Genomic DNA, 14195 nt, shown 5'->3' on the forward strand with positions numbered 1-14195 from the left:
CGACGCGGTCGGAAAATATCTTTCCAAATGGAAACATAGCCGCTTTTCACATAAAGGAAAGGGCATCCTGCTTATGAGCGGGACACCCTTTTCTTTTTTATTGTTCCGTCGGCCAAACGGATTCGCGTTTTGTTTCATCGCCAAGGGCGTGAAGCAAATCGTCGACAATGCGAATCCATGAGTATTGCTCCACCGCCAACTTGCGCCCATTTTCCGCCATCTTTTCGTATTCCTCGCTCGGAAGGCAAAGCAACTCGAGAACCGCTGCAGCGATCTGTTCAGGATTTTCTGGAGGAGCGATTTTCCCGCAATGATATGTTTCTAAAATCTCAGCGCTCTCCCCTTCGCCGCAATACAGCACCGGGGTTCCGGTGGCGATCGCCGGGAAAATTTTCGACGGCCTTGCCCCTTTAAACAAATCGATGTTGCGCAGCGAAACGATGCTGTAATCGGTGATGGAGAAAATCTCCGGCATCTTCTCAACCGGAACGGATCCGTAAAACGTCACATTGTCAAGGCCGAGCTCTTCTTTTAACGCCATCAGCTTTTCTCGCTCTTGGCCGTCGCCGACAAACAGGAAATGCGCCCGTTCATCTTTTGCTTTGACGATGGCCGCCGCCCGCAGCACCGAATCGAGCCCTTGGGCGTATCCCATCGTTCCGGCGTACGTAAACACCACTTTTCCTTCGAGCCCTAATTCCGCAAGCAGCTTCTTGTTTTTCGGCAGCGGGCGAAACACATCCGTGTTGACGCCGTTCGGCAATAAAAAGACATCCTCGGGCGCCTTCCCTTGCTCAATCATATAATCGCGAATGCCTTCCGTCGCGGCGGCGATTTTCCACGCCTTCCGGTATAAAAACAGCTCGAGCCATCTCGCCATTCGGATGAACAGCCGATTTTTCAAAATGCCGAGCTCAACGGCCGATTCCGGCCAAATGTCGGCGACGTTGAAAACAAACTTCGCCCGTTTCAACTTCGCGCCCACGTACCCGGTGATCCCTAAAAACAACGGCGGGGAATTGCAAATGATCACATCCGTCGGCTTCGCTTTCACAAGCAGCGAATAAAACGAGCTGAACGTAAACGAAAAATACGAAGCGAGCCGTTTCCAAAAGCTCCCCTTTGGCGACGGATAAATCCATGTCCGATGAACGGGAATGCCGTCCCATTGTTCGAACAAATAAAACAGGCCGCGGTATGGCTTGGGGATGACGCCGTGCGGGTGATGCGGGAACGCCGTGAGCACTTCCACTTGATGCCCCCGTTTGATCAGCTCCTTGCTCACCTCATACACACGAATTTGCGGTGCGCCTGTTTCCGGCGGGAAGTGTTGGCATAGGTAAATGATCCTCATGGCCCGCTCCACACCACTTTCCCAAAAAATCGCAAACGAACGTTCCATTTCGAGCGCCAAGAGGCGAGCGCAAACGAGGCGTGGAAAAGGGGAAACGCCCCCCTGACATCGTCCCGCTGTCCTTGGATGTATAATCGTTGCCGCGAACCGACGGTCATCATGAGCTTGCCAACGGAAAGCCGCCGGCTTCGCGACTTAGCCTCCGCTTTCGGCAACAAACGAGCACCAACCGCGGCGGCTGATATGACGGCTTTGTTCCTCATCGACTCCCTCCACCGCCTTTCAACGTTTGCTCATACAATCGGATCATGCGCATCGCATTTTCCGTCCAATCGTAATGTTCATGGACATGGTTGACACCGTTTTCCCCCATTCGTTGCCGCAGCCTCTCATCAAGCAGCAGCCGTTCGAACGCCTCCGCCAGCTTTTCCGGACTGTTTTTCGGCACGATCAACCCCGTTGTTCCCTCACGGACGACTTCCGGCAGCCCGCCGACGTTGGAGACGACAACGGGAACGCCGCACGCCATCGCCTCGACGGCGGCAACGCCAAAACTTTCGCTGTCTTCAGTCGAAGGCACGGCGAAAATATCCATTTGATTGATATACAGCGGCACTTGTTCGTTCGGAACTTTGCCGGCAAACGTCGTCACGGATTGGATGCCGAGGCGGGCGCACAGCTCCTCATATTCACTCCGCTGCGGCCCGTCGCCGACGATCAACAGCTCCGTTTGCGGATGCCGCTCGTGCACAATGGCAAACGCCCGAATCAAATCGGCGATCCCGTACTTGTCGGAAAGAGCTTTCACCGTGCCGATCGTCACGGTCCGTTTCGGCTGTTTCGGCAACGGTTTGAAGCGGGCGACATCAACACCAAACGGCGTCACTTCGATCGGTTTGTCCGTATACTTTCCGGTTTCTTTCGCCATCACACGGCTTGTCGAACAAATGACATCCGCACGCTGGAATGTATATTCAAGCATCCGTCGGTTCCAACGATTGGCATTCGGAAACTGATACACGTCGCGCCCCCAGACGGAGACGTAAAACGGATGATACCCCGCAAGCGCCCCGATCAACCCGTAGCTGGAGGCATAATGGGCGTGCAAAATATCTGGTCGAAACGAAGCGAGCAGCCGCTTTAATGAAAAGACAGTGGAAAAATACGACAACTTCCCCGGCAGCCATTTCGGCAGCACGACTGTCTCGACTTCTTTCGCTTGCTCCGGCCCGTAATGGTCTTTAAACGTCACGACTTTCACATCGATGCCTTGCGTTTGGTAAAAGCGGGCCCACTTATGCGTATGGATCGATTTGCTTGGAGCCAATAAGGCGACTTTCATCGGAGGCCCCCCACCAACGTTTCTTTCACCTTTTCCACTCTCGCTTCCCACGAATGTTTCGCCATAAACGTCTGCTCAATGCGCAAGCGGCACTCCTCGAGCATGTCCGCCATCTTGGCGATCGCTTCTGCCATCGACGACGGGTTGTCGTCGCAAATGACGCCGTACCCATCCGCTTCAATCAACCGCTTTTGCGCTGAGCAAGCGGTGGCGACAATCGGCAGGCCGCTCGACAGATAGTCAACCAGCTTGACGGGAACGGAAAAATCATTGTACTCGCTCCGCCGCCGCGGGATGAAGGCGAAATCCATCTCCGCATACAAACGGTCGAGCGCTTCGCCGCTGACGTGCTCGACGCGCACTTGCAAGGCGGCAAGCTCTTCTTTCACCGCAAGCGGCTGCCGCTCGTACTCGTCTTTTCGGCAGACGACGGTGAGCGAAACAAGCGGCTTGCGGCGGTTTGCCAAGCGAATCGCCTCGAGCAGGAGCAAAAGCCCATAGTCGGCATTGTTGATGCCGCCAACATAAATGGCATTCAGCGGCTGTTTCGCCGTCCCGAACCGCTGAAACGGCTTTTGCTTCCCACCCGGCGGCAAATCGACCATCGGGCGGCGGATCGCGACATATGTTCCCATTTCGAGGCTCGGCAAAAAGATGACATCGCAGTACCGCTCGTAAAACCGTTCTTCCCAACGGTACATCATTTGCATGGCCGCTTTTTTCCAACCGCGGAGCGGATACAAATCAGGAAACTTCCAATAGACGTCGCGGTAAAAGACGCCGATCGGAACGTTGCGGGCTTTCAAGTAGCGGAGAACGTCCCGGTCGACGAACGGACGTTGCGGCCGGTGTCCTGGGTCAGTGAGCCAAAGCGGAATCGTCTGGTTTTCCATATAGCAAAACCAGACATCATCGAGCTTGCCTTGGCTGCGGAGCTCTTGAAATTGCTTCTCCCGCTCGGCTGACGTGCCGGCGATCAGAAGAACGTCCACTCCCTCTTTCGCTCCCCAGCGCAAAAACGCCTGATGCATTTCATACGGCCGCAGCTTTGACCCGCTGTTTCGTTCCGCGGCGAGTGAAAACGGGTAATAAATCAATACGGTTTTCATCATTCATCCCTCATCAGTGATTCGCCTTTTCGTTGCAAACCATGCCCGTAAATCCCCCTGCACCCGCAGCCATAACGCCATTCCGCCAAACAACGCCACGAGCAGCACCCAGGTCGGATTGAACAAAAAATCGGTGAACCCACCGACGAGCGTGCGGGGGATGTTAATGGAAAAATAAACGAACAAACTTAAAAACAAAGGATTTTTTGGCAGCCGTAGAAACCCAATGTACAACAGCTGCGTCACGACACCGACATACAGCGTGCCGATGACGATTCCAACGTAGCCAAAGTTCGCATACGCCTCAGCGACAAAGAGCGTATTGAGCACCCCTCCCGTTCCATCCTCGATCCGCTCCGGGAACACGTGCGCCATCACGAGGCGGGCGGAGCGGACGTTCTCGACGTCAAACAACCCTGTTAAAATCGAGGGCAAGCTTTTTCCATAAAGAAATGGCAGCGCTTCGCCGAACAAATTCAAATGAAGAAACGTCGGCGCGATTTGCGCCAAAATCATGCGGCCGATCGGGCCCTTGTTGTAAGACAAAAAGGTCGTGGCATCTTGCACCCCTTGAATGACGATGTACATGCCGACGAGCACCGCCGCCCCCACTCCCCCATACAGCGCCAGTTTCACCGCCGACAGCCTTGTTTTTCCAATGTAAATGCGAATGAGGAAAAACATCATCACATAAAAGAAAATCGGCGATTTGGCCAAATCATACACATTGACGAACACCGCCCCGACAAACAGACAGATAAACAGCAGCTTCCACCGCCACTCGTGCGTCAGCTCGGCAAACAAATAAGCGATAAACGACAAAAGCGGCGTGAGCGTAATGGCAAAAATATTGCGAACGAGCACGTTTCCGGCAAAATGGCGCGACGCCTCAATGCGCAACGCAGCCAAGCTCTCATCCGTCCCTGTCAAGAGCGCAAACACCGGAATCGTCGGCGTTTTCCAAATCATATACGCAATGGCGGCAAAACTGAGCAGCGACAGCGCCAAAAACGCATAAAACACTTGGCTGCCCGTCGCTCCGGCCAACGGGGAAAGCGGCTTTTGCAAATAGGCGCGAAACTCCTGCCTGGCTTCAAATCCGCACAGCCTTGAAACGACCACCATCGACAGCGGGAACACGATCATAACGAAGCTGACGACGAAAAACCCGATCTGCCGGTATTCCTCGGGCCGAAACAACTTGCGAATCATGTAGTAATCATCCATTCCCAATGCGATCAGCAGCGCGCCGATGAAGCTCGACAGAAGGAACGAGTAATAGTACACAATCGACACGAGATTCGGCGCCGTCCATGAAAGCGTCCCCGCTGCATAGCGAAACATCAAGGTGGAGGCGACAAGAACAATCAACCAGATCAACACGTCCAACATGCCGACGCACCCTTATCGCTGTCCGATCGCCGCCACGATTTTCTCCGCCGCATGCCCATCGCCAAAGACGTCCGCATAAACAGGGGCGACTTCCTTGTGGACCGCCGCGACGATCTTCTCGCGGTCCGTGCCGGTTAAGATGTTCGCCCCGCCTTTGAGCGTTTCCACCCATTCGGTTTGTTCGCGCACCGTCACGCAAGGCACGCGCAAGAAATACGCCTCCTTTTGCACGCCGCCTGAATCGGTGATGATTTTTTTCGCGCCGCTCTCTAGCCGAAGCATGTCCAAATAACCGACCGGATCGATCAGCCGAAGCCCTGGAATCGCCGAAGCGTCCAAGCCGTACTCTTCAAGCTTATGCCGCGTCCGCGGATGAATCGGCCACACTTTCGTCCCGTCGATGTCCGCAAAAGCAGCCAAAATGGCTTTCAATTTGTCGGGGTCATCGGTATTTTCCGCTCGGTGAATGGTAATCAAGTAGTAGGATTGTTCCGCCAGCGACAAATCAGCCAAAATCGTCGATTGGCGCTGTGCGAGCTCCTTGTTGTACAAAATGGCGTCATACATGACGTCGCCGACATTCCAGACGTTTCGCGTAATATTTTCTTTTCGTAAATTTTCCACGGCCGTCTCCGTTGGACAAAATAAGAGCTCGGAGACATGATCGGTCATGATGCGGTTGATTTCTTCCGGCATCTGCTTGTTGAAGCTGCGCAGCCCGGCTTCGACGTGGATGACCGGAATGTGCAACTTCGAAGCGACCAACGCGCCGGCGAGCGTCGAGTTCGTATCGCCATAGACGAGCACATAATCCGGTTTTTCTTGCATGACAATTTCTTCAATTTTCATCAGCATTTCGCCCGTTTGCTTTCCATGGCTGCCTGAACCCACCCCAAGATAGTAGTCAGGCGTCGGAATATTCAACTCCTCAAAAAAAATGGCCGACATATTCGGGTCATAGTGCTGCCCGGTATGGATCAGCACTTCGGTATATTGTTTTCGCAAGACGCGCGAGACGGGGGCAGCCTTGATAAACTGCGGTCTGGCGCCTAACACGGTGGCGATTTTCATCCGAAACACCTCCTAGATCAGATGAGCGGTTATCAAGTATTTTGCGCATTTTCATCCTCGATCGTGCGCACCGGACGGCGCAAATCACGATCAACCCGGCTGGCAAAGAGCGTGGCGGCAAACAAGCCCCAACCAGCGAGCACCCAGCCGTCAGCAAGCGGCGCCTGCTGAACGTAGACGATGACGATGAGGGCGAGCAATGTGCCGACCAAAACCAAAGCCATCTTTTTCCATGACACTGGCACAGGATACACTTGCTGGCTTTTGCGAAAAATGAAAGCCACAGCGACAATATACGTAATGAGGCTGGCCGCGACCGCCCCCCAGCTGAGCCAAAGCGGCACCAAAACGGCGTTCAACGCAAGATGAAGAAGCGCCGCTAGCGTGAACACCCGTGAAATATAGCCGGTTTCCTTTGTCAAAAACAAGCCGGTGGAAACAATCAGATAATAAAAGTTCAAAAACGTGACGGCCGATAAAAACGGGATATAGGACGCTGCATCGCGATATTCCGGTTTGAAAAAGGTTTCCACAAGCCACGGGCTCGCCGTGGCGATCAAAAGCAGCCCAAACGCTCCAATGAGCAAAAGCGCCATATACACTTTCGCAAACAGCGCACGGCTTTCCGGCCGGTCTTTCATCGACATCGAATACGGACGCCACGCCATCTGCACGCCGCTCGTGATGAGCGTGATCACGGTCGCGAGACGCAAGGCAACCCCAAACACCCCGACTTCCTCCAACGACGCAAACCGTTGGATGAAAAACGTGCTGACGTTGGCGATCACCCAAAAGGCGAGCGAAGTCGGCACGAGCGGGGCGGCGTAGGCAAGCAGCTCCTTTAACACGTCAAAGCGCACGCGCCACACCATATACTTTACGGTCAAATGCAGCATCAACAAAAACACGAGCGCGCTGCTCACGAGCCGGCCGATGAGCAGCCCTTCCGGCGTCGCCGCGAACCACCGGAGCGCCGCATACGACAGCACAGAGACAAGCAGCATTTTCACGAGCGTCCAAATCACGACTTTTTTCGTCTGAAATTCAAACCGCAGCACCGTCGTCGCCATGACGAAAATCGTATCGAGCAGCAACGTCGCGATACTGATGTACAGCAAATCGACATAGCGAGGTTCTTGAAACAGCGCGCCTGCGATCCACGGACCGGCCAAAACGACAGCCAAAAATAAGATGGCGACGACAAACAGCCGGAAGTACATGACGTTGCGCACATACAAAAGGCGCTTCTCTTTGTCGTCCGTGTCGTAATAGTAAAAAGAGAGCGCCGAATCCGTACCGAAAATGACGAGAAATGTCAGCATCGACGTCCATTGGTCGATCAAGTAGACCGCCCCGTACTGCGCCTTTGACAAATAGCTTGTATAAATCGGCAGCATCAAAAAGGCAATCAGCTTCGTGCCGACGTTCATAAACGCGTAAAGGAGCGAATCCGCTCCTAAACGCTTGAATGCCGAGAACAATTTATAACAACTCCCGCTCGTCGACCATTTTGCTGAAGCGCGCCGGGAATCCTTTCACGACCGTCCTCGGTTCCGTATCTTTTGTGACGAGCGCCCCAGCGGCGACAAACGTCTCTTCCGCCACCGTCACGCCCGGCAGCAAAATCGCTCCGCCTCCGACGCGCGCCCCGCGCTTGACGGTCGCCCCTTTGATTTTGGCGAACCGTTCTTCCGTCCGCCCCATGTAGTTGTCATTGGTCGTCGTGACGCACGGGGCGATGAACACATGGTCTTCGAGCGTCGTGTAGGCCGTGATGTAGGAGTTTGACTGGATTTTCGTCCGATCGCCGATTTGGACGTGGTTTTCGACGCACACCCCGCGCCCGACGATCACATATTGGCCGATGTGCACGTTTTCGCGCACGCTCGCCAAATCAGCGATCAATGTGTAGGCGCCGATCGTCGCGCCTCGATAGATGACGGCGTTGGCGCCGATCGTGCAATGGTCGCCGATGACAAGCGGCGGCAGCTCGCCCGACAGCTTGACGGTGCTCGTTTTCGCCGGCTTCGGCGGTTTGCCGAGCACCGCTCCGTCGGCGATCGTCACGCCGTCGCCGATGACGGTTCCTTCGTGAATCGTGACGCGATGTCCGATTTTAACGTCGTTTCCGATTTTTACATTCGCCTCGATGACAGTGAAATGGCCCATTTCGACACGTTCACCGCAAACAACAGAGGGATCGACAACGTTCATGGTTTCGTCTCCTTCGCTTACAATTTGACGTATTTTGCCGGTTTCGACACATCTTTCATAGCATTGCGTGTGTCAAACACGACCCGGCTGTGACGAGCGACCATTTCATAGTCGATGTTGGAATGATCCGTCGTAATCAAGACAAGATCTGACTGTGCAAGCAGTTCCGGCGTCAGCTCGACCGTCTCAATCACCCGGTTGCACGCCCGGAACGACGGAACATACGGGTCGACGACCGCAAATTCCGCTCCGTATTGCTCGAGCAGCTCGACGATTTTCAACACTGGCGATTCGCGCACATCATCAATGTCTTTTTTGTAGGCGACGCCGAGCACCGTCACTTTCGAACCGCGCAGCGCCTTCCCTTCTTCGTTCAAAATGAGCATCGCGCGGTTGACGACATATTCCGGCATTGCGTTGTTGATTTCTCCGGCCAGCTCGATCAAGCGCGTATGGTAGTTGTATTCGCGCGCCTTCCATGTCAAATAAAACGGGTCGATTGGAATGCAATGGCCGCCAAGCCCCGGCCCCGGATAAAACGCCATAAATCCGTACGGCTTCGTTTTCGCTGCATCGATGACTTCCCAGACATCAATGCCCATCCGTTCGCACAAAATGGCCATTTCGTTCGCTAACGCAATGTTGATATGGCGAAACGTGTTTTCAAAAATTTTCTCCATTTCCGCCACCGCCGGACTCGACACTTCGTGCACATCGCCTTCAAGCACAGCTCGATACATGGCCGCTGCCACTTTCGTGCACGTCTTTGTCACGCCGCCGACGACTTTCGGCGTATTTTTCGTCTTAAACTGCTTGTTGCCCGGGTCAACCCGCTCCGGCGAATAGGCAACGAACACCGTTTCCCCGACGACGAGCCCCTTTTTCTCCAGCGCCGGTTTCACGATTTCTTCCGTCGTGCCTGGATAGGTGGTCGATTCCAAAACGACAAGCATCCCTTCATGGGCGTATTTGGCGACTTCGTTTGCCGAGTTTTCAACGTAGGACGTATCCGGCTGGTGATGCGCATCGAGCGGGGTCGGCACCGCGATCGCCACGGCATCGACTTCCGCGATCCGGGCGTAATCGGTCGTCGCCACAAGCCGCTCTTGTTTGACCATCTCATGCAAATCTTCATCGACGACATCGCCGATGTAGTTGATCCCATTGTTCACTTGATCGACGCGGCTTTGTTGGATGTCAAAGCCAATGACATGAAACCCTGCTTTTGCTTTTTCGACTGCCAGCGGCAGCCCGACGTAGCCAAGCCCGACCACGCCGATGACCGCGTCGCGTTTCTCAAACTTTTGCAACAGCCGTTCCGCGTAGTTCATTCCTCTCATTCCTTTCTACTCAGATAGTTGCACTCTTGTCCCCGTTTCCGCCGAACGCAAAATCGCTTCGATCAGCCGAACAGGAGCCAATCCGTCCCAACCAGTGACGATCGGCTCGCGGTTTTCGCGAATCGCTTGCACCATATCTTCAATGATCCATTGGTGCCCCGGCTTGCCAAACGGGTCGGCGTTGATCTCATCGATGAGCTTTGCCCGTTCTTCCTCGCTGACGCCTTCCGCTTCCCACGTTTCGATAAAGTTGGCCGTCCGGCCGCCGATTTTCACTGATGCCGTTTCGCCGAAAATGGCGATCGATTCCTCCAAGTTTTGCGGATAAATCGTCGTCGCTGCCTCAATGACGCCAAGCGCCCCGCTTTCAAACTCGACGACCGCCGCCGCGACATCTTCCGTCTCAATCTTGCGCAGACGGGTCGCCGCCATCGCTTGCACCGCCTTGACCGGCCCCATCAGCCAAAGCAGCAAATCCAAATTGTGAATGGCTTGATTCATCAGGACGCCGCCGTCAAACTCTTTCGTCCCCCGCCACGCCGCCTGGTCATAATAGGCTTGATTTCGATTCCAGCGCACCGTGGCGTTCGCATGGCTCAGTTTTCCGAACATCCCGCGCTCCATCGCCTCTTTCAGCTTCCGAATAGCCGGACGAAAGCGGTTCGGATGAACGACCGCGAGCTTCACGTCGTATTCTTTCGCCGCGCGGATCATCTCTTCGGCGTCGCTCACACGGAGCGCCATCGGCTTTTCCACAATGATATGACGGCGATAGCGGGCCGCCAGCTTGGCCAGCCGCGCGTGCAATCCAGACGGAACACAAATGTTGACGACATCGATCTGTTCGTTCTCCTTCAACATCGTCTCCATATCAGTGTAAACAGGAACGTCCGACACGTCGCGCAAACGTTCCGGATTCGTGTCGCACACTGCCGCCAGCTCGGCGCCGTCCGCCTTTTCAATGGCATCGATATGTTTTTTGGCGATATGCCCCATGCCGACAATGGCAAAACGGATCATGAAGAATAGTACCTCCTCGCGTCCAATATATACTTCCAAAGCACGAGCCAAACGACCGTCAAAAACAGGCCGAGGACAAGGCCGACGGCCATCAGCTGCCCCGTATACGTTTTCGATTTCGCCACCGTTTCCGACAACACGGCCGGTTTTTCGTAAAAGACAAGATTGCCGCGGATGCGATTGACGCGCTCCATCACTTCGGTCAAGTTGTTTTCCGACTCGACCAACAAGTCACTGATGTCATTGAGCTGTTCTGGATTCAAGCGGCCCGACTGTATTTGTTCGCTATAATAATCGACTTTTTGCTGCAATGCGCGCTCCCGTTCTTCCAGCGCATGCAAGTATTTCGTGGTGACATCAATCCGCTCTTGCGAATGGCGCTTGAGCTCCTGACTGTATTCCGACACAACAAGCTTCAATTCTCGACTCACGTCTTGTTCATCGTCGCCTTTGACAGTGATTTGCACGTACTGTTCCTCAGGAACGACGACATCCAAGTTTTTCACCTCAGGAAACTTCGCTTCTATATTTTTCGGATCCGTCAACTCTTTTACGTCAATCGATCCGGTAAACACGACAGCTTTCCCCGTATACTTCTCCCCCTGCAGCAAAAACCGCCCTGCGATGACGGTCAAAACGATCGTTGCAAGCGGAACGAGAAGAAACCACCATTTTCGCTGCCAAAAAAAGCGCAAATATTCGTATAGCACAAACGGTCGTTTTTCCGCCGTCAATCCGGCCACCATCCCTTATCATAAAATAACAAAGTGTTGTGAACAAAACAAATGATCCAACGCCAAAGAAAACGCCATTGCTGTGCGCAAGTGACGTCTCCTTTGGCCGGTTGGACGATCAAGCGGAATGACGGTAAAATTCCGCAATTTTCTCCACGACGTACTGTTGCTGCTCCTCTTTCAGCTCTGGGAACATCGGCAGCGACAGCGCTTCTTTCGCCGCTTTTTCCGCCTCCGGCAACTGCCCTTCCTTATACCCGAGCGAAGCAAACACCGGTTGCAAATGCAGCGGCAGCGGATAGTACACCATCGTCGCGATCCCTTGTTCTTTCAAAAACGCTTGCAGCTCGTCTCGCTTCGGCGCTCGAATCGTGTATTGATGGAACACATGATAGCGCCCATCGACTTCTTTCGGCGTCACAACAAGGTCGCCGACCGCCTCCTCGAGCAGGCGCGTATACGTCGCCGCATGCTTGCGCCGCTGTTCCGTCCACCGATCCAGATGCGGGAATTTGACGCTTAAAATCGCCGCTTGCATCTCATCGAGGCGGCTGTTGTAGCCAAGTACATGATGGTAATATTTCGGCTTGCTGCCATGAACGCGGATGACCCGGCATTTTTCCGCCAGTTCGTCATCGTTCGTAATGATCATGCCGCCATCCCCGTAGGCGCCCAAGTTTTTCGTCGGGAAGAAACTGTACGTCGCCGCCGTCCCAAGCTCGCCGACGCATTTCCCGTTGTATTTCGCGCCGATCGCCTGGGCGGCGTCCTCGATGACAACCAATCCATGCCGCTTGGCAATCGCGGCGATCGCCTCCATATCCGCCATTTGCCCGTACAAATGCACCGGGATGATGGCTTTCGTTTTCTCCGTCACCGCCGCTTCAATTTGCGCCGGATCGATGTTGAACGTCACCGGATCGATATCGACAAACACCGGTTTGGCGCCGGCCCGCGCAATCGATCCTGCCGTCGCGAAAAAGGTGAACGCCGTTGTGATGACTTCATCGCCCGGCCCGACGCCGGCCGCTTGCAAAGCAATATGTATCGCATCGCTTCCGTTGCCGCAGCCGATTCCGTGTTTCGCCCGGCTGTAGGCAGCAATATCTGCTTCTAGCTTTTTGACATAATCTCCTAAAATAAAGCGAGAGGAGCGCATCACTTCATCCAATACGCGCATGATCTCCGGCTTCAATTGTTCATACTGTTCGCTTAAATCCAACATTGGCACGTTCATCGCAAGTTCCTCCAAATCCAAAAAATATATAGAATAAACATGTTTAGTTTATCACATTTGCGTCAATATATAATGACAGTTTTGTGGCAATCTTGGCCTTGCCGCAAAAAAAATCAGCGAAGGAACGGCAGAAGCTGCATAAACAACGAAAAAGAAGGGTATAATTTTCCAAAGAAGGGTAATTCCTGAAAAAAGCCGTTTGTCCCTTTCATGACACAAACGGCCCATTTGCTATTTATCGGTCATTTCCGTATACTTTTCGGCTTCCCCGAAGCAGCTTGCGAATAAAGGTCATAAACGGCTTGTACTGATCATTGACCAAGCCGATCAGTTCAGCAAGCAGTTCCCCGAAGACGATCAAGGCAAAGACGATGAGAATGGACTGCCATAACGTCGAGGCGGAGAACAAAATCGCGCTGATGGCAAACATCAGGCCAAACGCATAAATGAGCAAGACCGTGTTGCGATGCGAAAAGCCGAGAGCCAGCAGTCGATGATGAAGATGCGACTTATCCGGCGCCGAGATCGGCCTTTTATTCACAATGCGGCGAATAATGGCAAATGTCGTATCGAAAATCGGCACGCCCAAAATGATCACCGGAACGACGAAGCTGAAGAGCGTCACGCTTTTGTAAAGCCCTAGCACCGACAGGACGGAAATGGCATAACCTAAAAACAACGCGCCGGTATCCCCCATGAAAATTTTCGCCGGGTGGAAGTTGTAAAACAAGAAAGCGATGACGCTGCCCAAGATGATCAAGCAGAGCGTGAAAATGAGCATTTTGCCCGCCATGCCCGCCATGACGGCAATGGCCGCAATTCCAATGGCGGAAATGCCTGCGGACAATCCGTCCAACCCGTCGATCAAGTTGATGGCGTTCGTAATCGCGATAATCCAAAATATGGTGATCGGGTAGCTCCACAGCCCCAACTCAAACGTGCCGACAAACGGGACAGTCAAAAGATCGACCTTCAGCCCGGAAGCGACAACGACGAACGCCGCCAGCAGCTGGCCGGCCAGCTTCACTTTTGGCGACAGCTCGTACAAATCGTCGAGCATCCCGACGAGCACGATGATGATGGCGCCGACCGTCATCCCCGTCACTTGCTCTTTATACACCCCGCCGACAAAATAGCCGACGGCGACACCGATAAAAATGGCCAATCCGCCAAGCCTTGGCATGACTTTTGTATGCACTTTTCTCCCGTTCGGCCGATCGACCGCCCCAATTTTGATGGCGAGCTTGATCACGAATGGGGTGATGACCAATACTGTAATAAACGAAGCCAAACATGCGGCAAATGCTTCCATATTCATGTGCAATCACCTTGGCCTTATAAAATCGCGGAAACACACATCATCTTTATGTTACCATATACGA

The 14195-nt window shown here is 53.7% G+C and carries 13 protein-coding genes; all 13 read right to left on the minus strand.

Annotation, left to right across the window (positions count from 1 at the left end; all coding sequences use genetic code 11):
• Positions 1–97 precede the first annotated feature (97 nt).
• Entirely contained in the window at positions 98–1354 is a 1257-nt protein-coding gene (locus GT3570_RS15410; protein WP_011232627.1) for a glycosyltransferase family 4 protein, read from the minus strand.
• Positions 1351–1617: a hypothetical protein gene (locus tag GT3570_RS15415; protein WP_023633628.1), complete on the minus strand. Its 267-nt coding sequence runs from the start codon at positions 1615–1617 to the stop codon at positions 1351–1353. The genes GT3570_RS15410 and GT3570_RS15415 overlap by 4 nt, the downstream gene beginning before the upstream one ends.
• Positions 1614–2696 carry a glycosyltransferase gene (locus tag GT3570_RS15420; RefSeq protein ID WP_014196795.1) on the minus strand — a complete coding sequence of 361 codons (1083 nt, stop codon included), beginning with the start codon at positions 2694–2696 and terminating at the stop codon, positions 1614–1616. Before GT3570_RS15420 ends, GT3570_RS15415 begins: the two co-directional genes overlap by 4 nt.
• Positions 2693–3808: a glycosyltransferase gene (locus GT3570_RS15425; protein WP_014196796.1), complete on the minus strand. Its 1116-nt coding sequence runs from the start codon at positions 3806–3808 to the stop codon at positions 2693–2695. The genes GT3570_RS15420 and GT3570_RS15425 overlap by 4 nt, the downstream gene beginning before the upstream one ends.
• Entirely contained in the window at positions 3809–5197 is a 1389-nt protein-coding gene (locus GT3570_RS15430) for an O-antigen polymerase (protein WP_021321964.1), read from the minus strand.
• Positions 5198–5209: 12 nt separating this feature from the next.
• Positions 5210–6268 carry a non-hydrolyzing UDP-N-acetylglucosamine 2-epimerase gene (gene wecB, locus GT3570_RS15435; RefSeq protein WP_011232632.1) on the minus strand — a complete coding sequence of 353 codons (1059 nt, stop codon included), beginning with the start codon at positions 6266–6268 and terminating at the stop codon, positions 5210–5212.
• Positions 6269–6300: 32 nt separating this feature from the next.
• Entirely contained in the window at positions 6301–7749 is a 1449-nt protein-coding gene (locus GT3570_RS15440; protein ID WP_021321963.1) for a lipopolysaccharide biosynthesis protein, read from the minus strand.
• 1 nt (position 7750) lies between these two features.
• Positions 7751–8482, minus strand: a complete 732-nt coding sequence (locus GT3570_RS15445) for an N-acetyltransferase (RefSeq protein WP_011232634.1) — start codon at positions 8480–8482, stop codon at positions 7751–7753.
• Positions 8483–8499: 17 nt separating this feature from the next.
• Positions 8500–9813, minus strand: a complete 1314-nt coding sequence (locus GT3570_RS15450; RefSeq protein ID WP_062898969.1) for a nucleotide sugar dehydrogenase — start codon at positions 9811–9813, stop codon at positions 8500–8502.
• Positions 9814–9828: 15 nt separating this feature from the next.
• Complete coding sequence (locus tag GT3570_RS15455) at positions 9829–10842, minus strand: Gfo/Idh/MocA family protein (protein ID WP_011232636.1); 1014 nt, start codon at positions 10840–10842, stop codon at positions 9829–9831.
• Complete coding sequence (locus tag GT3570_RS15460) at positions 10839–11576, minus strand: GumC domain-containing protein (RefSeq protein ID WP_031206184.1); 738 nt, start codon at positions 11574–11576, stop codon at positions 10839–10841. The genes GT3570_RS15455 and GT3570_RS15460 overlap by 4 nt, the downstream gene beginning before the upstream one ends.
• A 118-nt stretch (positions 11577–11694) precedes the next feature.
• Positions 11695–12813 carry a DegT/DnrJ/EryC1/StrS family aminotransferase gene (locus tag GT3570_RS15465; protein WP_021321960.1) on the minus strand — a complete coding sequence of 373 codons (1119 nt, stop codon included), beginning with the start codon at positions 12811–12813 and terminating at the stop codon, positions 11695–11697.
• A 235-nt stretch (positions 12814–13048) separates the two neighbouring features.
• Positions 13049–14131 carry a glycosyltransferase family 4 protein gene (locus tag GT3570_RS15470; protein ID WP_020278877.1) on the minus strand — a complete coding sequence of 361 codons (1083 nt, stop codon included), beginning with the start codon at positions 14129–14131 and terminating at the stop codon, positions 13049–13051.
• Positions 14132–14195: the final 64 nt, after the last annotated feature.

This window comes from Geobacillus thermoleovorans (assembly GCF_001610955.1).
GTDB lineage: Bacteria > Bacillota > Bacilli > Bacillales > Anoxybacillaceae > Geobacillus > Geobacillus thermoleovorans.

Bases quoted from the DNA above. Each gene is read 5' to 3' on its own strand.
- GT3570_RS15410 (WP_011232627.1), bottom strand. From the start codon at position 1,354: ATGAGGATCATTTACCTATGCCAACACTTCCCGCCGGAAACAGGCGCA.
- GT3570_RS15415 (WP_023633628.1), bottom strand. From the start codon at position 1,617: ATGAGGAACAAAGCCGTCATATCAGCCGCCGCGGTTGGTGCTCGTTTG.
- GT3570_RS15420 (WP_014196795.1), bottom strand. From the start codon at position 2,696: ATGAAAGTCGCCTTATTGGCTCCAAGCAAATCGATCCATACGCATAAG.
- GT3570_RS15425 (WP_014196796.1), bottom strand. From the start codon at position 3,808: ATGATGAAAACCGTATTGATTTATTACCCGTTTTCACTCGCCGCGGAA.
- GT3570_RS15430 (WP_021321964.1), bottom strand. From the start codon at position 5,197: ATGTTGGACGTGTTGATCTGGTTGATTGTTCTTGTCGCCTCCACCTTG.
- wecB (WP_011232632.1), bottom strand. From the start codon at position 6,268: ATGAAAATCGCCACCGTGTTAGGCGCCAGACCGCAGTTTATCAAGGCT.
- GT3570_RS15445 (WP_011232634.1), bottom strand. From the start codon at position 8,482: ATGAACGTTGTCGATCCCTCTGTTGTTTGCGGTGAACGTGTCGAAATG.
- GT3570_RS15450 (WP_062898969.1), bottom strand. From the start codon at position 9,813: ATGAACTACGCGGAACGGCTGTTGCAAAAGTTTGAGAAACGCGACGCG.
- GT3570_RS15455 (WP_011232636.1), bottom strand. From the start codon at position 10,842: ATGATCCGTTTTGCCATTGTCGGCATGGGGCATATCGCCAAAAAACAT.
- GT3570_RS15465 (WP_021321960.1), bottom strand. From the start codon at position 12,813: ATGAACGTGCCAATGTTGGATTTAAGCGAACAGTATGAACAATTGAAG.
- GT3570_RS15470 (WP_020278877.1), bottom strand. From the start codon at position 14,131: ATGAATATGGAAGCATTTGCCGCATGTTTGGCTTCGTTTATTACAGTA.